The sequence below is a fragment of the Ectothiorhodospira shaposhnikovii genome, from assembly GCF_047222355.1.
Classification (GTDB): domain Bacteria; phylum Pseudomonadota; class Gammaproteobacteria; order Ectothiorhodospirales; family Ectothiorhodospiraceae; genus Ectothiorhodospira.
This window is the reverse complement of record NZ_CP178333.1, coordinates 863993-884220: the sequence shown is the minus strand read 5'-3', so window position 1 is coordinate 884220 and position 20228 is coordinate 863993. Positions and strand designations below refer to the sequence as shown.

Annotated in this window: 20 protein-coding genes; 5 read left to right on the top strand and 15 right to left on the bottom strand. The window is 62.3% G+C overall.

Going from position 1 to position 20228, the window contains the following annotated elements; genetic code table 11:
- Positions 1 to 83 precede the first annotated feature (83 nt).
- Together glgA and ppc are read left to right on the top strand one after the other, a co-directional pair.
- Positions 84 to 1535, top strand: a complete 1452-nt coding sequence (gene glgA, locus ACLF6L_RS04040) for a glycogen synthase GlgA (protein ID WP_412852420.1) — start codon at positions 84 to 86, stop codon at positions 1533 to 1535.
- The gene (gene ppc, locus ACLF6L_RS04035; protein ID WP_412852745.1) at positions 1535 to 4381 is read left to right on the top strand and encodes a phosphoenolpyruvate carboxylase; all 2847 of its coding nucleotides are present in this window, start codon (positions 1535 to 1537) and stop codon (positions 4379 to 4381) included. The genes glgA and ppc overlap by 1 nt, the downstream gene beginning before the upstream one ends.
- A 468-nt stretch (positions 4382 to 4849) precedes the next feature.
- On the opposite strand, the gene panD is transcribed toward ppc, so the two are convergent.
- From panD to ACLF6L_RS03980, 11 genes are all read right to left on the bottom strand, one after another.
- The gene (gene panD / locus ACLF6L_RS04030) at positions 4850 to 5230 is read right to left on the bottom strand and encodes an aspartate 1-decarboxylase (RefSeq protein ID WP_008930669.1); all 381 of its coding nucleotides are present in this window, start codon (positions 5228 to 5230) and stop codon (positions 4850 to 4852) included.
- A 116-nt stretch (positions 5231 to 5346) separates the two neighbouring features.
- A complete protein-coding gene (gene panC / locus ACLF6L_RS04025) occupies positions 5347 to 6210 on the bottom strand; it encodes a pantoate--beta-alanine ligase (protein WP_412852419.1) in 864 nt (287 codons plus the stop codon).
- Between the two features lie 2 nt (positions 6211 to 6212).
- Positions 6213 to 7028, bottom strand: a complete 816-nt coding sequence (gene panB, locus ACLF6L_RS04020; protein ID WP_412852418.1) for a 3-methyl-2-oxobutanoate hydroxymethyltransferase — start codon at positions 7026 to 7028, stop codon at positions 6213 to 6215.
- A gap of 53 nt (positions 7029 to 7081) precedes the next feature.
- Complete coding sequence (locus ACLF6L_RS04015) at positions 7082 to 7735, bottom strand: deoxynucleoside kinase (protein ID WP_412852417.1); 654 nt, start codon at positions 7733 to 7735, stop codon at positions 7082 to 7084.
- Positions 7732 to 8232, bottom strand: coding sequence for a 2-amino-4-hydroxy-6-hydroxymethyldihydropteridine diphosphokinase (folK, locus tag ACLF6L_RS04010; protein WP_412852416.1), 501 nt, complete (start codon positions 8230 to 8232; stop codon positions 7732 to 7734). Before folK ends, ACLF6L_RS04015 begins: the two co-directional genes overlap by 4 nt.
- Before the next feature lie 4 nt (positions 8233 to 8236).
- Positions 8237 to 9637, bottom strand: coding sequence for a polynucleotide adenylyltransferase PcnB (pcnB, locus tag ACLF6L_RS04005; RefSeq protein ID WP_412852415.1), 1401 nt, complete (start codon positions 9635 to 9637; stop codon positions 8237 to 8239).
- A gap of 70 nt (positions 9638 to 9707) precedes the next feature.
- The gene (locus tag ACLF6L_RS04000; protein WP_412852414.1) at positions 9708 to 11171 is read right to left on the bottom strand and encodes a peptidoglycan DD-metalloendopeptidase family protein; all 1464 of its coding nucleotides are present in this window, start codon (positions 11169 to 11171) and stop codon (positions 9708 to 9710) included.
- Positions 11172 to 11622: 451 nt separating this feature from the next.
- Positions 11623 to 12369 carry an acetoacetyl-CoA reductase gene (gene phbB, locus ACLF6L_RS03995; protein WP_412852413.1) on the bottom strand — a complete coding sequence of 249 codons (747 nt, stop codon included), beginning with the start codon at positions 12367 to 12369 and terminating at the stop codon, positions 11623 to 11625.
- 51 nt (positions 12370 to 12420) lie between these two features.
- A complete protein-coding gene (locus ACLF6L_RS03990) occupies positions 12421 to 12783 on the bottom strand; it encodes a phasin family protein (RefSeq protein ID WP_242467214.1) in 363 nt (120 codons plus the stop codon).
- Positions 12784 to 12953: 170 nt separating this feature from the next.
- Complete coding sequence (phaR, locus tag ACLF6L_RS03985; protein ID WP_412852412.1) at positions 12954 to 13517, bottom strand: polyhydroxyalkanoate synthesis repressor PhaR; 564 nt, start codon at positions 13515 to 13517, stop codon at positions 12954 to 12956.
- Positions 13518 to 13605: 88 nt separating this feature from the next.
- On the bottom strand, positions 13606 to 14790 hold the full coding sequence (locus tag ACLF6L_RS03980; RefSeq protein WP_200176819.1) for an acetyl-CoA C-acetyltransferase: 1185 nt from the start codon (positions 14788 to 14790) through the stop codon (positions 13606 to 13608).
- A 424-nt stretch (positions 14791 to 15214) separates the two neighbouring features.
- Between ACLF6L_RS03980 and phaE the strand changes: the two genes are divergently transcribed.
- Together phaE and ACLF6L_RS03970 are read left to right on the top strand one after the other, a co-directional pair.
- Positions 15215 to 16333: a class III poly(R)-hydroxyalkanoic acid synthase subunit PhaE gene (phaE, locus tag ACLF6L_RS03975; protein WP_412852411.1), complete on the top strand. Its 1119-nt coding sequence runs from the start codon at positions 15215 to 15217 to the stop codon at positions 16331 to 16333.
- Between the two features lie 15 nt (positions 16334 to 16348).
- Positions 16349 to 17416, top strand: coding sequence for a class III poly(R)-hydroxyalkanoic acid synthase subunit PhaC (locus ACLF6L_RS03970; protein WP_200176817.1), 1068 nt, complete (start codon positions 16349 to 16351; stop codon positions 17414 to 17416).
- Here ACLF6L_RS03970 and ACLF6L_RS03965 read toward each other — a convergent pair.
- The gene (locus ACLF6L_RS03965) at positions 17413 to 17889 is read right to left on the bottom strand and encodes an NUDIX domain-containing protein (RefSeq protein ID WP_412852410.1); all 477 of its coding nucleotides are present in this window, start codon (positions 17887 to 17889) and stop codon (positions 17413 to 17415) included. The two genes, ACLF6L_RS03970 and ACLF6L_RS03965, sit on opposite strands and share 4 nt — an antisense overlap.
- A 4-nt stretch (positions 17890 to 17893) precedes the next feature.
- Positions 17894 to 18286 carry an RNA-binding S4 domain-containing protein gene (locus ACLF6L_RS03960; RefSeq protein WP_200176815.1) on the bottom strand — a complete coding sequence of 131 codons (393 nt, stop codon included), beginning with the start codon at positions 18284 to 18286 and terminating at the stop codon, positions 17894 to 17896.
- Between the two features lie 66 nt (positions 18287 to 18352).
- Here ACLF6L_RS03960 and ACLF6L_RS03955 point away from each other — a divergent pair, with 66 nt between their 5' ends.
- Entirely contained in the window at positions 18353 to 19024 is a 672-nt protein-coding gene (locus ACLF6L_RS03955) for a glutathione S-transferase family protein (protein ID WP_412852409.1), read from the top strand.
- A gap of 7 nt (positions 19025 to 19031) precedes the next feature.
- Here the strand turns inward: ACLF6L_RS03955 and ACLF6L_RS03950 are convergent, their stop codons facing one another.
- Together ACLF6L_RS03950 and ACLF6L_RS03945 are read right to left on the bottom strand one after the other, a co-directional pair.
- On the bottom strand, positions 19032 to 19499 hold the full coding sequence (locus ACLF6L_RS03950) for a YcgN family cysteine cluster protein (RefSeq protein ID WP_412852408.1): 468 nt from the start codon (positions 19497 to 19499) through the stop codon (positions 19032 to 19034).
- Complete coding sequence (locus tag ACLF6L_RS03945) at positions 19496 to 20176, bottom strand: hypothetical protein (protein ID WP_412852407.1); 681 nt, start codon at positions 20174 to 20176, stop codon at positions 19496 to 19498. Before ACLF6L_RS03945 ends, ACLF6L_RS03950 begins: the two co-directional genes overlap by 4 nt.
- Positions 20177 to 20228 lie beyond the last annotated feature (52 nt).

Below are 20228 nucleotides of genomic sequence, written 5' to 3'. Positions count from 1 at the left end.
TATGATGGCCCTACACCCATCATAAACAGGGAGCGCTTCATGGCCGTGACGTCATCAAGGCGCCGCGACCATGACATTGGCCTATGCGAATTCTCTTCGCCACCAGCGAGGCACACCCCCTCATCAAGACCGGCGGACTGGCGGACGTCTGCGGCAGTCTGCCCCCGGCCCTGAAACGGCTCCGGCACGATATCCGTCTGATCCTGCCCGCCTATCCGGCCGCCCGCGCCGCGGCGGGCAAGCTGGAAACGGTGGCCGAGTTCCCTCTGGCCGGCAGCGAACAGCCTGTCAGGATACTGGAAGGCTTGCTACCCAAGACCCGGGTCAGACTCTATCTGGTGGACTCCCCCCTGCATTTCGACCGCGCCGGGGATCCCTACCGGGCGGCCGACGGGCGCGACTGGCAGGACAATCACCTGCGCTTCGGCGTGTTCGCCCGGGCCATCGTGAAACTGTCCCTGGACCAGGCGGGCCTGGACTGGAAGCCCCAGGTCCTGCACTGCAACGACTGGCAGACGGGCCTGGCACCGGCCCTGCTGAGCCAGCACGGGGAGCGGCCGGCTACCCTGTTCACCATCCACAACCTGGCCTACCAGGGCCTGTTCCCCCGCCATGCCCATGAGGACCTGATCCTGCCGCCGGAATTCTGGGGCATGTACGGACTGGAGTTTCATGGCCAGCTTTCGTTCATCAAGGGCGGACTGGTCTATGCGGACCATCTCTCCACGGTCAGCCCCACCTACGCCCGGGAGATCCGTACCGCCCAGTTCGGCCATGGACTGGACGGCCTGCTCAATACCCGCGCCCATGATCTGACCGGCATCCTCAACGGTGCCGACTACCGGCACTGGGACCCGGCCGGAGACCACCATATTGCCCGGCGCTACAGTGTCGAACAGCCGGAAGGCAAGGTCGAGTGCAAGGCCGCCCTGCAGGCCCACTTCGGCCTGGAGGTCAACCCGGACATACCGATCCTGGGCCATGTGGGACGCATGGTGGCGCAAAAGGGGGTTGATCTGATCCTGTCCGCCTGCGAACCCCTGCTGGCAACCGGTCAGGCCCAGCTGGTCATCCTGGGCAGCGGGGACCGAACCCTGGAATCCAGAGCGCGGGCCATGGCCAGCCGATACCCTGGCGCCATGGGTCTGCACGTGGGTTACAACGAGGCCCTGGCCCATCAAATCGAGGCCGGCGCGGATCTGTTCCTGATGCCCTCCCGGTTTGAGCCCTGCGGCCTGAACCAGCTCTACAGCCTGCGCTACGGCACCGTGCCGGTGGTCCGGCGCACCGGCGGCCTGGCGGACACGGTGATCGACGCCGACGCCCACCACATGGCCGAGGGAACCGCCACCGGCCTGGTCTTTGACGGCCCCACCACAGAGGCCCTGGGCGAGGCGATTCAGCGTGGCCTCACCCTGTACCGGGACCATGCCGCTTGGGCCCGGCTCATGCAGCACGGCATGCGTCAGGAATTCAGTTGGGACCGCAGTGCCCAGGCCTACCAGGACCTCTACAAACGGCTGGTGAACCGATGATGCCCACCACCAAGGACACCTCCCGCCTCCTGGTCCCCAGGGACAGGGAACTGCGCGCCCGGGTGAAGCTGTTCGGCAACCTGCTGGGCAACATCATCCGTCGCCTGGAAGGGGAAGCGGTACTGCAGGCGGTGGAGGCCCTGCGCAAGGGTTTCGTGGCGCTGCGCAAGAAGGACAACCCGGACAAACGGGAACGCCTGATGCGTTACATCGACGCCCTGGACCCGAAGACCCTGGAAACCATCATCCGGGCCTTCAGCATCTACTTCAGTCTGGTCAACCTGGCCGAAGAGGAGTATCTGCACCGGGAACGCCGCCGCCAGGTCACGGAAGGCGGCCCCCTGTGGCTGGGTTCCTTCGATCACACCATCCGGGTCTTCCACGGCCGGGGCGTCCCCCCGCAGGCCCTGGAAGGGCTGCTCGGCCGGCTGGAATACATGCCGGTGTTCACCGCCCATCCCACCGAGGCCCGACGGCGCACGGTGATGGAGGCCCAGCGGCGCATCTTCCTGGCGGCGGAGCGCCTGGACATGCCGCGCCTGGGCCGGGAGGAACGGGAAGAACTGACCCGCCAGCTTGAGGTGCAGATCCAGATACTGTGGCGCACCAATGAAGTGCGGGTGAAGAAGCCCCAGGTGCAGGACGAGATCAAGTACGGGCTGTTCTATTACGTGGAAAGCCTGTTCGACGCCGTGCCCCATACCTACCGCCTGCTGGAAAAGGCGATCCGGCGCAGCTACGGCAGCGACGAGCACGGCAACCCGGCCGTCAGGGTGCCCAGTTTCCTGCGTTTTGGTTCCTGGATCGGCGGGGATCGGGACGGCAATCCCTACGTTACCCCGGCCATCACCGAAATGGCCTGTCGCCTGGCCATGGAACAGGTCCTGTCCGAATACCTGCGCCGGGTGCACACCCTGCGTTTCGTCCTGACCCATTCCCTGCTCATGTGCCGCCCCACCGAGGCCTTCATGCAGAGCCTCAAGGAGGATGAGAACATCTCCAAGGCGGTGTTCAAGGACCTGCCGGACAAGATGGAATCGGAACCCTACCGGCGCAAGCTCTACATCATCCGTTACCGGCTGCGCGAGACCCTCGACACGGTACGTCGCCGGCTTGCCGGGGAAACGACGGTGATGCCCACCCATGCGGCCTACGGTTCCAGCCAGGCCCTGCTGCGGGATCTGACCCTCATCCACGACTCCCTCATCAGCCATGGCGACGGCAATGTGGCCCGGGGAGAACTGACCGATCTGATCCGCCTGGTGGAAACCTGTGGCTTTCACCTGCATCACCTGGATATCCGTCAGGAGTCCACCGTGCATACTGCGGCAGTGACGGAGATCCTGGCCCAGTGGGCGCCCGACATGGACTATGAACGACAGGACGAGTCCAACCGCCTGCAACAGCTGGCGGCGCTACTGGTGGACCGGGAGAACCTGCCGGAACTCTCCCACATGACCCTCTCCGAGGCCACCGGGCAGACCCTGGAGGTGTTTCACGTCATGGCGCGCCTGCGCAGGGAGGTGGGCCCCGAGGGCATCGGCACCTATGTGATCTCCATGACCCACGCGGCCTCCCATGTCATGGAGGTGATGCTCCTGGCACGGCTGGCGGGTCTGTGCGGCTGGACCGAGCAGGGCGCCCCCTTCTGTCACATCCGGATCTCGCCACTGTTTGAAACCATCGAGGATCTTCGGCATGTGGAGGCGGTGCTGCAACACCTGCTGAGCAACGCCACCTACCGGGAATTGCTGCGGGCCTCTGGTAATCTCCAGGAGGTCATGCTGGGCTACTCGGACTCCTGCAAGGACGGCGGCATCCTCGCCTCTGCCTGGAATCTGTACCAGGCCCAGCAGCAGATCATCGCCATCACCGCAGCCCATGAGGTGCAGTGCCAGCTCTTCCACGGTCGGGGCGGCACCATCGGGCGCGGCGGCGGCTCCACCCATGAGTCCATCGTGGCCCAACCGCCTGGCACGGTGCAAGGCCGGATCAGGTTCACCGAACAGGGGGAAGTGCTCTCCTACAAATACAGCAACACGGAAACAGCGGTCTACGAGCTGAGCATGGGCGCCACTGGCCTGATCAAGGCCAGCGCAGGGCTCATCGGTCTGGGCAATCAGGATCAGACGGATCATCTCAAGATCATGGATACCCTGGCTCAGCAGGGCGAAAAGGCCTACCGCAATCTGACGGACCGCACCCGGGGGGTGCTGGACTATTTCTACGAGGCCACCCCGGTGGAAGAAATCGGCCAGCTCAACATCGGGTCCAGGCCCTCCCATCGCCGTAAGGCGGATCGTTCCAAGAGCTCCATCCGAGCCATCCCCTGGGTGTTCGGCTGGGCCCAGTCGCGCCATACCGTACCCGCCTGGTATGGCCTGGGTTCCGCCCTGCGGCAATGGCGAACAGATGACCCCGGGCGCCTGGAACAGCTCCGGCAGATGTATCGTGAATGGCCCTTCTTCCGCGCCTTGCTCTCCAACAGCCAGATGTCCTTGGCCAAGGCGGACATGGACATTGCGGAAGAATACGCAAGGCTGTGCCATGACAAAGATCTGGCGAAACGGGTGTTCGGGCTCATTCGGGAAGAATATCTTCGCACCGTGGAGGAGGTGCTGACGGTATCCTGCAAAGACTCCCTGCTGAATGATAATCCAGTGCTGGCCCTGTCCCTGATGCGGAGAAATCCTTATCTGGACCCCCTCAATCACATCCAGATCACCCTGCTCCGACGCCACCGTGCCTTGCAGGGTACAAGCGCCGTTTCACCGGATGACCCGTGGCTCTCGCCCTTGCTGCGTTCCATCAACGCCATTGCCGCAGGCATGCGGAACACCGGCTGACAGAAGGAAGAATTGACGACGTGACCGGTAGTGTCGGCGGAGGGAAAAAACAGGAAAAATCGTGCTCGGGCGACCATACTCACTGAGCCTTGTCCGCATACGCCATGCGTTTCGCGGACTTTCAGGCATGGCGGTCAGTACCTTGAAGGCTGACCCGACTTGTCCGGAACCCTGCTTGCCGCAGGACACGGCGGAGGTGATCTGCCATGAACTTGGCTACGGTTCGTTACATCGCCATCAGCAAAGGCATCGACCCCGGGGCACTCCCCAAGGGGGAGCTGATACGCACGATTCAAATCACGGAAGGGCATTCGCCCTGCTTCGGCAGCGCCGAAACAGGGGACTGCGAACATATGGAATGCCACTGGCAGTTGGACTGCCTGAGGGCATCATCACGCCGGGATAACTGATTCCCCTGCCCCACCAGGGCTTGAGTTATGGTGATTGCAGGGACAAATCAAAACCTGCTCAGGCGGCCTGGGTTGCGATCTCGTCACCGGTGCCGGTGACGTGGTTGTGCTCGTTCAGATAGACCAGGGAGGGCTTGAACAGATCCGCTTCGGCTGCGGTCATCTGGGCGTAGGCACAGATGATCACCCGATCCCCCGGGCTGGCCTTGTGGGCCGCGGCCCCGTTGACGGAAATCACCCGGCTGCCCGCTTCGGCGCGGATGGCATACGTGGTGAAACGCTCCCCATTGGTCACATTGTAGATCTGGATCTGCTCATAGGGGCGAATGCCCGCCAGTTCCAGAAGATCCGAGTCAATGGCACAGGAGCCTTCGTAATCCAGTTCGGCATGGGTCACCGCAGCCCTGTGGAGCTTGCATTTGAGCAGAGTCAAGAACATGTTTCTAAACATCCTCCAGGCATTACGCCCCTTTGAATCCCCGAGGGACTGTCGTTATCATCCTTGCGCGGAAGTGGTCCAACCGATGTCGGCCGTTGCACCCTGAGGGACCCCGTTCATTCCATGGACGAGGGGAGATCCAGGCATAGATTGTCAATGAGCCTTGCCCGGCCAAGCCATGCGGCCGCCAGGATGACGAGCCGGGCATCACCCGGCTGCGGCAACAACAGATCCTGCCTTCGCCGCACCGCAACATAATCAGATCGCAGGCCGCGTTTTTCAAGTACTTTCTCCGCCTCCCGTTCCAGGGCGGAATAATCACGCTCACCGGCCTTCAGCCGCGCGGCCAGTTCCGACAGGGTCTGATAAATGGCCGGGGCGAACATACGCTCACCGGCGCTCAGATAGGCATTGCGCGAACTCATGGCAAGACCGTCCGCCTCCCGGACGGTGGCCACGCCTTCAATTCGAACCGGCATATCAAGATCGCCGACCATGCGCCGGATCAACAGCAATTGCTGGAAATCCTTCTCGCCGAACACGGCCACATCCGGCTGCACCAGATTGAAAAGCTTGCAGACCACGGTGGCCACGCCGGCAAAATGGCCTGGCCGATGGGTCCCTTCCAGCAGATCGGACAACACGGGTACCGTCACCCGGGTCACCTGCTCCCGTCCATCCGGATACAACTCACCTTCCGACGGAGCAAAGACCAGGTCCGTGGCCTCGTTGGCCAGCCGGCGACAGTCCTCCGCCAGCGTGCGGGGATAGGCCGCCAGATCCTCGGCGCGGTCAAACTGCAGGGGATTGACGAAGATGCTCACCACCACCCTGTCCACCAGCGTGCGGGCATGGCGCACCAGACTCAGATGGCCTTCATGGAGATTGCCCATGGTGGGTACGAGGGCAACCGTGCAGCCCTCCAGCTGCCAGGCCCGGCGTGCGCCTCGCAGATCCTCAACGTGATGTACGATATCCATGATCAGGAAAGGAAGCTGTGTTCCACTGCAGGGAACGAGCCTGACTTGACTGCCTGCACATAGGCCGCCAGGGCGGCCTGCACGCTGGCCTGACCGGTGAGGAAGTTTTTCGCAAAGCGGGGGGCATGATCGGTCATGCCCAGAATATCCTGCACCACCAGGATCTGCCCATCACACTGGGCACCGGCACCGATGCCGATGACAGGAATCCGGGCCATGGCGCGGATCTCCGCCGCCAGGGTGGACGGCACGCACTCCAGCAGCAACATGTCGGCGCCTGCCTCCTGCAGGGCCATGGCATCCTTGATCATGCGCTGTGCCGCCGCAGCCTCCCGCCCCTGAACCCGATACCCTCCCAGTTTGTGCACCGACTGCGGACGCAACCCCAGGTGGGCACAGACCGGAATGCCGTGATGGGACATGGCGGTGACCACCGCCACCTGCTGGGCATCCCCCTCCAGCTTGACCATCTGCGCCCCGCCTTCCTGCATCAGACGGGCAGCATTGTGCAGCGCCTGATCCACCGACACGTAGCTCATGAACGGCATGTCGGCCATCAGCAAGGCACGACGCAGACCCCGGGCAACAGCCCGGGTGTGATAAATCATGTCATCCATCGTCACCGGCAGCGTGGTTTCATGCCCCAGCACCACCATGCCCAGGGAATCCCCCACCAGCACCAGATCCACGCCCGCCGCGTCCATCAGGCGGGCCTGGGTGGCGTCATAGGCGGTGAGACTGGCAATGGGTTCCTGTCTGTCGCACAAACCCTGCAAGTCCCGCAGGGTCAGCCGCTTTGTCTGGGAGTGTACGCTCACGCTATATCCGGGTTATCAGAATGAAAATGATGGTCTGTCACACCGCCCGCCCCTCAGATGGCGGACGGCAACGGGTTGAAGTAGTGACGCCCCGCCCGCACCGTGCGCATGAACGCCAGCAACTGCTGAAAATCCTCGTCCCGCTTGACCCAGTCGATCTCGCCAGCGTTGACGATCAGCAGCGGAGCCTCCGCATAATGATAGAAGAAACTGGCATAGGTATCACTCAGGCGCTGCAGATAGACGCTGTCCATCATGCGCTCGTAGCCACGCCCTCGCTGGGCGATGCGCTCCCGCAGGACCTCGACCGGGGCCTGCAGATAGATCACCAGATCCGGAGGGCGCACATTCCTGTCCAGTTCGTCGCAAATCTGGCGGTAGAGGCGGTATTCGTCCGAATCCAGAGTCACCTGGGCAAACAGATCATCCTTGGCCAGCAGAAAATCCACCACCCGGACCGGATGGTGACTCACTTCCTGCCTGGCCAGGCTCCGCAACAGATCCAGACGCTGCATGAGAAAACAGAGCTGGGTCGGCAGGGCAGTTCCACGGGGATCCTGATAATACCGCTCCAGAAAGGGATTATCCTCAGGGGATTCCAGCACAAGCTCCCCATTGACGGCCTCGGCCAGACGCCGGGCCAGGCTGGTCTTGCCCACCCCCACAGGCCCCTCGACGGCAATATGAGTCGGTTCTGTTTCAGTCATGCAGGCTCTTCCAGCAGTCTTTGCAGGCCGGACCGAGGGCACTGGGCCACCAGATCCTCCACCCCCCCCAGCCCGGGGATCCAGAGATCAGGAGCTATCTCCGCCAGAGGATACAGGACAAAGGCCCGCTGCTGTATCCCGGGATGGGGTACCGTCAAATGCGCTGTCTGAATGACCTGGGTGCCGTAGAGCAGGATATCCAGATCCAGGGTCCGGGGCCCCCAGCGCTCCCCCTGACGGACACGGCCACATCGACGTTCCAGTTCCAGCAAGGATTGCAGCAGGACCAACGGGGAAAGCCGGGTTTCCAGCTGGGCCACGGCGTTGATGTAGTCCGGCTGATCCGCCGGCCCCATGGGTGGGCTGCCATAAAGTGAGGACTGACGCAGCAGGCGGCTCTCGGGCAATGCCGCCATGGCCTCCAGGGCTCCAAGAACCTGAGCCCGCGGCGCCCCAAGATTGGCGCCGATACCGATATAGGCCATTACAGGCGTCATGATGTCAGGCGTTGCCGGATGACTTGCTGCGAGAGCGGCGGCGCCGACGGGAACGGGGCTTTTTTCCCGAGACTTCCACCATCCGGCGTTGCTCGGCTTCGTCCACTTCCTGCAACCGGGTCCACCACTCGCAACCTTCGGCAAGGGCTTCACCGGAACGGGCCCGCAGACAGTAAAAATCGTAGGCCGCACGAAAGCGTGGGTGGGTCAGCAGGCGCAGGGCGCGGGCCCCGAGGCGTTGCTCGAAACGGGGTTGCAGCTCCCATATCTCCCGCATCGGCAAGGCAAAACGCTTGGGAATCATGATATGCCGGGCCTGCCGGGACAGAATCACCCCGCCTGCATGCTGCAGGGCCGGCAGTTCGGCCTCACCTTCTTCCATGAAGCGGCGCGCGGCATGGCGTACCGGCTCCCATAACAGTACCGCATAGAGGAAAGACGGATTCACACCCTTGCCGGACTGAATGCGCTCGTCCGTATTGCGCAGGGCGTTGGCCACGAAGGTGATGGGAAAACCTTCCTCTTCATGGGAAAGGGCCTCTTCCGTCAACGGGAACATGCGTCCGAACAGATCGTGATGCCGCAATGCCTCGAAGGTCTGCAGCCCGCAACCGGCGTGGAAAAGCTTGATTACCTCGTCGAACAGGCGCGCCGGCGGCACATCCAGCAACTGGTCGCCCAGACGGGACAGACAGGACTCCGTGGCCTCGTCCAGGCGAAAACCCAGCTTGGTGGCGAAACGGATGGCACGCAACATGCGCACGGGGTCTTCCCGATAGCGTATTTCGGGATCACCGATCAACCGCAACACACCCTGCTTGAGATCGTCCATGCCACCGGTGTAATCCACCACCGAGAAATCCCGGATATCGTAATAAAGGGCATTGATGGAAAAATCCCGGCGCCAGGCATCCTGCTCGATGGTGCCGTAGACATTGTCCCGGATGATGCGGCCGTCCTCGATCAGTGCCTCGGCGGCACCGTCGGCATCTCCGTCATCGACAAAACTGTCATGGGGGGCGCGGAAGGTGGCAACTTCAATGATTTCGGGTCCGAAGAACACATGGGCCAGGCGGAAACGCCGCCCGATCAGCCGGCAATTCCGGAACAGGCTTCTGACCTCTTCCGGATGGGCGTCCGTGGCCACATCGAAGTCCTTGGGCTCACGCCCCAGCAGCAGATCCCTGACGCCACCACCGACCAGACAGGCGCGAAACCCCGCGTCCTTCAGGCGATAGAGGACCTTGAGGGCGTGCTCGCTGATATTGGCGCGGGAAATACCATGCTCTGCGCGGGTATAGATGCGGGGAGCACCGGCACCGGATTCAGGTTTGAGTGGGTTGAGTTCGTTGGACACGCATGTCTTATGCTGCTTGTTGTGGGCGCTATCATAGCAGCTTCGCATGGGTATGAGGACCTTGATGAAACCGACGCCCTGGACGGGCTGCGCCCGTCCGACGGCTTCAGGCCACGATTCACATGGCCATTTCGGAATACGGCAGCATCGCCACCTGACGGGACTGACGCGGCCCCTTCACCTCTGCCAGCAGGGCGCTGCTCACCTTCTGGAACCGGCGGAGATCCTCACCGGTCAGGCGCTCACTGCGGGGCAGTTCAGCCCGCATGGCATCAACGGGACGACCATTCACATGCAGTTCATAGTGCAGATGAGGGCCGGTACTGCGGCCGGTGTTGCCGGACAGGGCAATGCGCTGCCCCCGCTCCACCGCCTGCCCCGGGCGCACCAGGGCACGACTCAGGTGCAGATAGCGGGTGGTATAACCCTGACCGTGCTCGATCACCAGGAAACGGCCGGCATAGGGATGCTCGTCCACGCGCACGACCCGGCCATTGGCGGGAGCCACAATGGGCGTACCGATGGGCATGGCGAAATCGGTGCCATGATGGGGAGCAACCGTGCCGGTCACCGGATGCCGGCGCCTCAGATCAAAAGGCGAACTGATGCGGTAGGTGCCGGCGAAAGGACGCCGATCAAAGGGCGGCAGCAGGCTGTGCCCCTCGGGGGTATAGAAACGCCCGTCCACATATCGGGCGGCACTGATGTTCAACTGCGCACCCTGGTAGTCAAAGGCCAGCAACCGCAGTTCGATGGGCTCATCATCACCGGCCAGGGTTTCCTGCTCCACCAGCAGGGAGAAGACATCCCCGCTACGGGCATGCATGCGTACCGGTAGATGGCGGTCCAGCAGCACCGCCAGGGCGGCGGCCGCGCGGCCGGAGAGTTCCTCCCTGCCGGCCAGGGCGGAAGAAATACTGCCCTCGACCCTGGCCGTGATCACCATATGGGTGATTTCACGGCTGTTCTGCACTTCGCGACGCTCAAAATCCCAGCCATCCGGGACACGTTCCCATTCCACACCCTTGCCGCGCTCGGTCCAGATACGCAGACGGGTCAGATAACCCTCATCATCGGTCTGCCACTCCACCTGCTGCCCCACGCTGAGACGATTGAGCACGCGGGCATTTTCGGCGTCTCCCAGCAAACGATAAAGCGTGGCCAGGGGCAGTCCCCAGTCACCCACCCAGAGAGAGGAAAGACGATCGCCACGAGCGATGGTGTACTCGAACCAGTCGGATGCCTTGGCAACTTCCTCATCGTCACCCAGGCTGAAAGACTCATAGGAGGTCGGGTTTTCATCCGGTCCGGACGCAGGAGCCAGACGTTCCTGAGACATGAAGGCGACCCGCTGCAGATCACCCTGCCCTCCCTCAGCGGCTGAAGCCGTCGCAATCCGGCGCCGCTCCTTGGGCTCGGCGACCGTCAGCGAAGCACCCCCTCCTTCGGCCGACGGGCTGGCGGGGATATCCAGGGGTTGAGAAAGGGCTGCGGATGGGGAGGCATCGCCACCGAAACCGGAAAGAATCTTGGGAAACAAAGCGGTGATGATCAGGAAAACAGCAAAGATTCCCATCACCATCGAAAAGCTTGGTCTTGAAAACGGCATAGATGCCCCCGTAATTTGCTCACAATGCCTTGCCCTTGTCCCGCCGGCTTCTGACGGCACGCATGTATCGGGCGCAGGGACAATTCCGGTCACACCGGAAAATCCCGGACGGTCAAAGCGCTGGAGACATCGGCGGCGCCGACTCCCCTTTGCGGGCGATCTCACGACGCCCGCCAGACAGGGCGGAAACCACGCTCACGGCGTTTCCGCTCAACCCCAAAACACGAAGGAGAATAGCATCAGATAAGCGCTGACGCGAACAAATATCATCAAATCAAGGATTGGGGATGCATATTTACCACGTCACTTTCACTTTTTTGTGACACCCATCACGCTTCATAAAAGAAGCCAAAGACAGTGAACGGGCCCCGGTATCAGGGCCCGTTCGTGGTACAAGTCTCTGCAAATTCGGGAGACAAGTGACTTAGAAGGAGGTGAACAGACCACCATTCACCGGGATGTTGGCTCCGGTGATATACCCCGCCCCGTCGTCGCAGAGCATGGCCACGGCGAAGGCGATATCCGCCGTGGTCCCCATGCGACCGGCCGGAATCTGAGCCACGATGGCGTTGCGCACATCTTCGGGCATGGCGTCGGTCATGGCCGTGGCGGTATAACCGGGAGACACCGTGTTGACGGTGACACCCTTGGCGGCCGTCTCCTGGGCCACCGCCATGGTGAAGCCGTGCATGCCGGCCTTGGCGGCGGAGTAATTGGCCTGGCCGAACTGACCTTTCTGACCGTTGACGGAGGAGATATTGACGATACGACCAAAACCACGGGAGGTCATACCTTCCACCACGTGACGGGTGACATTGAACACGCTGTTCAGGTTGATGTTGATGACATCCTGCCACTGATCTTCGGTCATCTTGCGCAGCGTCTTGTCTTTGGTGATACCGGCACAGTTGACCAGGATGTCGATGGGCCCCACGCGGGATTCGATCTCCTGGACCATGTCGGCACAGGACTGGAACGAGGACACATCACCAGCGGCAATGTGCATGTCCAGGCCCTCGGCCTTCATCTGCTGCTGCCAGGCCTCGGCCTGGGATTGCAGCGCGGGCAGATAATTGGCCACGACCACATGCCCTTGACGGGCCAGCTTTTTGCAGATCTCGGTGCCGATTCCACCGGTACCGCCGGTCACTAACGCTACTCGCTTGGTCACTATTCGGGCTCCTTGTTGCTTGACTGGCCTTGAAGACTGTCCAAAAGGAAATCAGGCAGCCTTCTTGGCGACAGCGCTTACGTGCTTGACGGTTTCTTCCGCCACTTTAACGGAGTCATCCATCAACCGGGTCATGGAATTGCGGGCGTCATTAAGGATCTCGTTCCCATTCTTGCAAGTGGCAACCATCTTCTGGCCGCAATCACGCAGCAGGTCCGCCTGCAGGGTCACGAGTTCCTGATAGCCTTTGGCCTTGCCCACCTGCTCAAGGTGTTTCATGCTCACATTCACCAGGTCCGTGGTCAAGTCCAGTTGCTGCTCCACCAACTTCTGAAAGACCTGCTGGTTGATATCGCTCAACTTGCGGAAGGTATCGAAACTGGACTGATTGGCCTTGTTGAAAAGTTCGATCATGTCATTCACGGGTTCATTCTCCTGGATAAGGTTGATATGGGCACAGCAGCAGACTTGCCACCACGAATGCTGCAGCGCAACATATAACCTTAACCAGAATCATCGTCAAGCCAACCGGTCCGGTTTGAGACAAAAGCCCAGCCACCCTCGGCCCACGGGTCGCAAGCACCCTATTTCGGCTTTTTACCCGTCTTGCCTTTCCCTTCCAGAACGTCTGCGCCTGAATCTTCATCGGGCCTGTCTTCCACCGCCCCGCCCGACTCCTTCTTCGCGTCCTGGCCTGATCCCGGAAAGACCGCGGCCTTGAAGAACTGATCCTGCATGCCCTTCCAGAACTCCAGGTTGCGGCGGGTCATCTCCGTAATGTCCCAGGTGGCCCGCCCACCCAGCACATCGCGCATGCGGTCATTGAAGTCCCGCTGCTGATCGGCAAAAAACCTGAGACTCTGGTCCAGATAGCCGGAAAAGGCCTCGTGAACCGCTTCATCGTAGAAGCGGATGAAACGCACCAGCATCTCGGTGGTGAAGAGCGGCTCCCCGGCCGTTTCCTGCTCGGTGATGATCTGAATCAGGATACCCCGAGTGATGTCCTTCCCCGACTGGCTGTCCACCACCTTCACGTTGATCCCGCGGCGCACCAGCTGCTGCACATCGGCCAGTGTCACATAACGGCTCTCCTCGGTATCGTAGAGTCGCCGATTGGGGTACTTCTTCACTATCCGCGGTTCGTTCACCCGCTTCTCCCTACATCATTGCAAGTGCATGGCAAGAACCGGATCCCGGGGAAGGCCCCCGCGGATCCGGTCCGGGGCATCACGGCACTCAGACAGCCTCGACCGCCAGGGCCACACCCTGACCGCCACCGATGCACAGGGTTGCCAGACCTCGTCTGGCACCGGTGCGTTTCATGCCGTGCAGCAACGTCACCAGCACCCGTGCGCCCGAGGCACCGATGGGATGGCCGATGGCGATGGCGCCGCCGCTCACGTTCACCTTGGACAGGTCCCAACCCAGCTGCTTGTTGACGGCGATGGCCTGGGCGGCAAAGGCCTCGTTGGCCTCCACCATGTCCAGATCGGCGGGCCGCCAGCCGGCCTTTTCCAGGCACTTGACGGTAGCGGGGATGGGGCCGGTACCCATGATTGCCGGGTCCACGCCGGCGGCGGCGAAAGAGACGATGCGGGCCAGCGGGTTGAGACCCAGCTCGCTGGCCATGGATTCACGCATGACCACCACGGCAGCGGCACCATCATTGATGCCGGAGGCATTGCCCGCGGTCACGGTGCCGTCCCGGCTGAATGCCGGGCGCAGTCTGGCCAGGCCTTCCGCCGTGGTGCCATGACGAGGAAACTCATCCGTATCGAAAACCTTGACCTCCCCTTTCCTGAGGGACACTTCCACCGGCACGATCTCATCCTTGAAATGACCCGCCTTCTGGGCGGCCTCGGCCCGCTGCTGGGACTGGGCGGCAAAGGCATCCTGCTCTTCCCGGCTGATCCTGAACTCGCCGGCGATGTTCTCGGCGGTAGTACCCATGTGGTAATCGTTGAAGGCGCACCACAGGCCATCCTTGATCATGGTGTCCACCATCTTCCAGTCACCCATCTTGGTCCCCTGGCGGGAACCGGGCAGGACATGGGGAGAGGCGCTCATGTTCTCCTGACCACCGGCGATCACCACATTGGAATCACCGCACAGGACCGACTGCCAGGCCAGGTGAACGGCCTTGAGACCACTGCCGCAGACCTTGTTGATGGTCATGGCCGGAGAAGAATAAGGGATGCCGGCCTCCACGGCGGCCTGACGGGCGGCATTCTGGCCCACCCCCGCCTGCAGCACCTGCCCCAGGATGATCTCGTCCACCTGCTCGGGAGACAGGCCGGTACGGGCCAGCAACGCCTTCATGACCATGGCCCCCAGGGTCGAGGCCGGAATCTGTGACAGAGAGCCGTTGAAGGTACCGACCGGGGTGCGTGCCGCATCGACGATGACAATGGATTCAGCCATATAAATCCTCCTGATCAGGTGCGTATTTCTGAATATTGGGATGCCTGAGGGCCATACCTTGACCGGACTTTCATATCGGACACCGGGTGATGGCTCGCACTTTCAGGGCACTCGGTCTTGCTTTCCTGGCATATTTGATCCAAAAGGAGTGACAGCTTCAAGGATCAAGACATTGCTCCGGCAGTTTATACCAGAAGCGCTGCGCCCCTGACCAACCATGAAGCACCATCCCGGCAGGATTGTTGCACCGCACAAAATCTATGCTAACCTTATCTTTACGATGTTGTACCCTGTCGGATCGCTCCAAGTGCTGACCACCCAGGCCCGGGAATGCCCGCCGGCCCGGGCCTTTGATTGACCGGCCGCAACAGCGATCCCGGATGATAACCACCTGGCCCAGATATGGACCCAAAGGAGATGATTGATGGCTGACTCAAACCCCTTCAACCCCGAAGACTGGATGGAAGCCCAGCGAAAATACTGGTCTGCCTGGATGGACATGAGCCGCAAGGCCGTGGGGGGCAGTGACGGTACCGCCAACTGGGGGGACGGACTGGATCAGTGGTGGAAGACCGTTTCCAGCGGCATGCCCCTGTCCGGCAATGACGCCATGGATCAGATGATGAAGATCGGGCGCAATTATTTTTCCATGGCGGAAAACCTCTATCGAGGCGCGGAAGGCAACAACGCCGCCGAGGCCGTAAACAAGTGGCTGGACCAGATGAGCAATGCCTTCCAGGGTTTCACCAACATGCCCGGAGCCAGCAGGGACGCCAATGCCTTCTGGCAGATGCCCCTGGACACCTGGCGGCGCGCCACATCTTCCTTCATGCCCATGCCGGGCGACTACATGCAGGCCCTGCGGCCGCCGGCCCGCGCCCCCTACGGTGATGCCGTGCAGGAACAGCTGGACCGTTTCCTGTCCGTGCCCGGTGTCGGTTACACCCGCGAATCCCAGGAGCAGTACCAGAACCTGGCCAAGCTGATGGTCAATTACCAGCAGGCCATGCAGAACTATCAGGCCGCCTTCAACAAGGTCGGCATGGACTCCATCGACCGTTTCCGCGCCCGCCTGGACGACGCCGGTCGTCAGGACAAGCCCATCACCTCCATGCGCGCCCTCTACGATGAGTGGGTGGACGTCTGCGAAGAGGTCTACGGCGAATTCGTCATGTCCGAGGAGTACGCCAGGATCTACGGCGAGATGGTCAACAGCCTGATGGCGGTGAAGCGCCAGGGTACCCGCCTCATGGACGAGGTCACCGAAAGCCTGAACATGCCCACCCGCCGCGAGGTCAATACCCTGCATCGCCGCCTGCAGGAAAGCCGCCGTGAACTGCAGGCCCTCAAGGCCGCGGTACGCAAGCTGACCGACCAGGTGAATGACAAGGCCGCGCCGGCAAAGGTGGAAGCCCCGGTGGAAAGCAAGGCCGAAGGCAAGGACAGCGCCAGCGCTTCCCGCGCCGCCACCGGCACCCGCAGTCGCGCCACGGCCACAAAACGCCAGACCGCAACCACCACCAAGGCCAAGCAGAGCGATTAAAAGGAGATCCGGCCAATGATTCCGATTCAGATCAGACCCGATCAGGTCATGGACGAACTGACCACCTTCCAGAACAAGCTCACCCAGGGCCTGCAGAACCTGGCCGATGCCGGTGACATCCCCTCCGGCGTGACGCCCAAGGAAGCGGTCTACAAGGAAGACAAGCTCACCCTGTATCGCTTCCAGGCGCCCGCCTCCGTGGTCCAGCACCCGGTACCGGTACTGATCGTCTACGCCCTGGTGAACCGTCCCTACATGACCGACCTGCAGGATGACCGCTCCACGGTCAAGGGCCTGCTGGAAGCCGGCATGGATGTCTACCTGATCGACTGGGGTTATCCGGACAGGGCCGACCGCTTCCTGACCATGGACGATTACCTCAACGGTTACGTGGACCGCTGCGTGGACGAGATCTGCCGTCGCCACAACCTGGACAAGATCAACCTGCTGGGCATCTGCCAGGGTGGCACCTTCAGCCTGTGCTACAGCGCCATGCATCCGGAAAAGGTGCAGAACCTGATCACCATGGTGACCCCGGTGGACTTCCATACTCCGGGCAACATCCTCTCCCACTGGGTCAAGCACGTGGACATCGACACCCTGGTGGACACCATGGGCAATATCCCGGGCGAACTGCTCAACTGGACCTTCCTCAACCTCAAGCCCTACCAGCTCATGGGCCAGAAGTATCTGGACATGGTGGAAGTGCTGCAGGACAAGGACAAGCTGGACAATTTCCTGCGCATGGAGAAGTGGATCTTCGACAGCCCGGACCAGGCCGGCGAGACCTATCGTCAGTTCATCAAGGACTTCTACCAGCAGAACAAACTGATGAACGGCGATCTGCACATCGGCGAGTACGAGGTGAATCTGGCCAACGTGACCATGCCGGTGCTGAACATCTTTGCCGAGCAGGATCACCTGGTACCGCCGGATGCCTCCAAGGCCCTGGCCGGCAAGGTGGGCACCAAGGACTACACCGAACTGTCCTTCCCCGGCGGCCATATCGGCATCTATGTGAGCGGCAAGGCACAAAAGACCGTGCCGCCGGCCATCGGCAAGTGGGTCAAGGAACGGGGTTAATCAATCCCCTGTCGTCCCTCTCCCCCTCCCCCATCGGGGGGAGGAGGGAGCGGCGCCACCCGGCCCGTACGCCGGAATTCCAGATAGTCATCCAGTATCCGGCGATGATCGAAGGCCAGGGGCCGGTCCACTTGGTCCGGGGCCACGATCCAGACCGCCTTGGCATCATCCGCCGCCACCGGCCTCCCCCGGGCCACCGCCCCATAGACGGCACTCACCGTATGCCCCCGCTCATCCCGGCCGGGATCCGAATAGCATCCCAACAGAACCTCCAATCGCACCACCAGCCCGGTTTCCTCCCGGGCCTCGCGGACCGCGGCCTGCTCCAGTGATTCCCCCACATCCATGAAGCCGCCGGGCAAGGCCCAGCCATGGGGCGGATTCAGACGCTCAATCAGCACGATGCAATCGGCCTGATCCTCCAGACGGATGATCACGTCGGCAGCGATGAGCGGTGTCACGGGCCTGGGCATGGGGCTACTCCTTGCCGATGAAGCGGCGGATATGGCGCCGGTCACGGCGATCCGGGCGATGCTCGGTATGGGGCACCGCCAGGCGGGCCAGACGCCGCGCTTCGGCCTCCTCGGTGCGGCGGGCCTGACTCTGTTCAGACTCCCGGTACAGGGCCTGAGCCTCGGTGGCGGGCCGGCGCCGGTCGTTCAGCCCCAGCACCTCCACCTCCCAGGCCTCGGCATTGCGCGTGATGCGAAGCTGATCGCCCACCTTGACGGCTCGGGCCGGCTTGACCCGCTGCCCGTTCACGTGGACATGCCCCCCGCTCACCGCCTCGGCGGCCAGGGCACGGGTCTTGAAGAAACGGGCCGCCCAGAGCCATTTGTCGATTCGCACAACATCCAATGGGTCACTCATGAATCATGCCCCTGCGTGGGTTGATACACTGATCAGCTTACCAAACCTAAGGAGTCCCCTCTCTCCATGCATCTGAGACTCATCAGCTTCGAACTGTGCCCCTTCGTCCAGCGCAGCGTTATCACCCTGCGCTACAAGCAGGCCCCCTACGAGATCGACTACATCGACCTGGAACACCCGCCGGAATGGTTTCTTGCCCTCTCCCCCACCGGCAAGGTGCCGGTACTGCAGGTGGACCGGCAAACGGTCCTGTTCGAATCCGCCGTCATCAACGAGTTCATCGACGATATCACCCCACCCAGCCTCAAGCCCGCCGACCCGCTGACCCTGGCCCTGAACCGGGCCTGGATCGAGTTCGGCAGCCAGGCAATCATCGACCAGTACCGGATCATGATGTCGGAAACCGAGCATGACCTGGAACAACATCTGGCCGCCGCCATCGCCGGCCTGCGCCGTCTGGAGGCCGCCCAGGGAGAAGGCCCCTGGTTCAACGGTGAGGCCTTCTCCCTGGTGGATGCCGCCTACGCCCCCCTGTTCATGCGCTACGCCCTGCTGAACCAGGCCATGCCCCTGTTCGACGGGGCCGACTTCCCCCGCATCCAGGCCTGGGCAGACCGGCTCAATGCCCTGGAGGCGGTCAAGGGATCCGTGGTGCCGGATTTCGCCGCCCGTTTCAAGGCCTATCTGCGGGCCAGGGAGGGGTACGGCCCCCGGCAGTTTGCCGGGATTCCGGGCTGAGAACGGGTCAGTCCGGTCCATCCTGACAGGGCCAGAGGACGATCCGTGACTCCCAGTCATCCCCCATCTTCTGCTCACAGAGGATGCGGCCACGCACGGACACGCCCGCCCGGTGCACGCTCTCCGGGTCATGGGTGAGCAGGGGATGCCACGAGGGCAGCCCCCTGCCCTCGTGCAGCCGCCGATAGGCACAGGTGGGCGGCAGCCATGCCACCTGGCTCACCTCATCCGGACTCAGCCGGACGCAATCCGGCACCCGGGACAGACGATCCTCATAATGGCTGCAGCGACAAGTATTTGAGTCCAGCAGACGGCAGGCCACGTCGGTGTAGTAGATTTCGTCAGTGTCCTCGTCCTGCAGCTTGTGCAGACAGCAGCGACCGCAACCGTCGCAGAGGGCCTCCCATTCTCGGTCGTTCAGGTCGGCCAGCGACCGCCCCTCCCAGAAACCGGGTTTGTGCGATGCTCCGGTCATGGCAGCATCCGGTCCAGGCCCTCGCCGGCCAGAATGCGCCCCTGGGCCTCGTCGAAACGGGCCGGCGCGACATAGTGCAGCACATCCCGCCCCCGGCGATTGAACATCAGCACCAGCCCCTGTTCCGGATAGAGCCAGTAGCGGCGCCCATCATCCATGGGCAGGCGCCGGGCAGGTTCACCGAAACGGGCCAGCACGGAATCCTCGTCATACCGGGCCCTGGGGACATAGGTGATTTCCACCACCGGCAAGGCCAGCGCGGCCCGGGTGTCGTTTTCCGACAGTTCGAGGCGGCGCGCGCCGCTGGGAGTGGCCTTGCCATGGACCGCCCGCTCGGCAAACCCGGCCAGGGTCTGCTCATCCGCCGCCAGCACCGCCAGGAAGTTGGCCTCGAAAGGCCCCAATTTCACCGGTCCGAAATAGGCCTCCAGGCTCTGCCCGTCCTTCCGGCTCTGAAACAGGGCCAGACTGGGAAACACCATGAACCGCTCCCGCAGTTCCGACAGGGGCGTCTGTTCCAGATGGATACCGAAGACACTGGAGGTCCCGTCGGCATGGACCTCCACATCCCAGGGCAGATTGTCGTAATGGGTCCGGGGGGGCGAACCGGTCAGCAGAAAGGCCAACCCGAAAAAAGGGATGGCCACGGTCAAAGTCAGCAGGATCTTTTTGAACATGATGGGGTCACACAGGGAAACGCCGTGGGATGAACAAGATTAGCATTCCTGG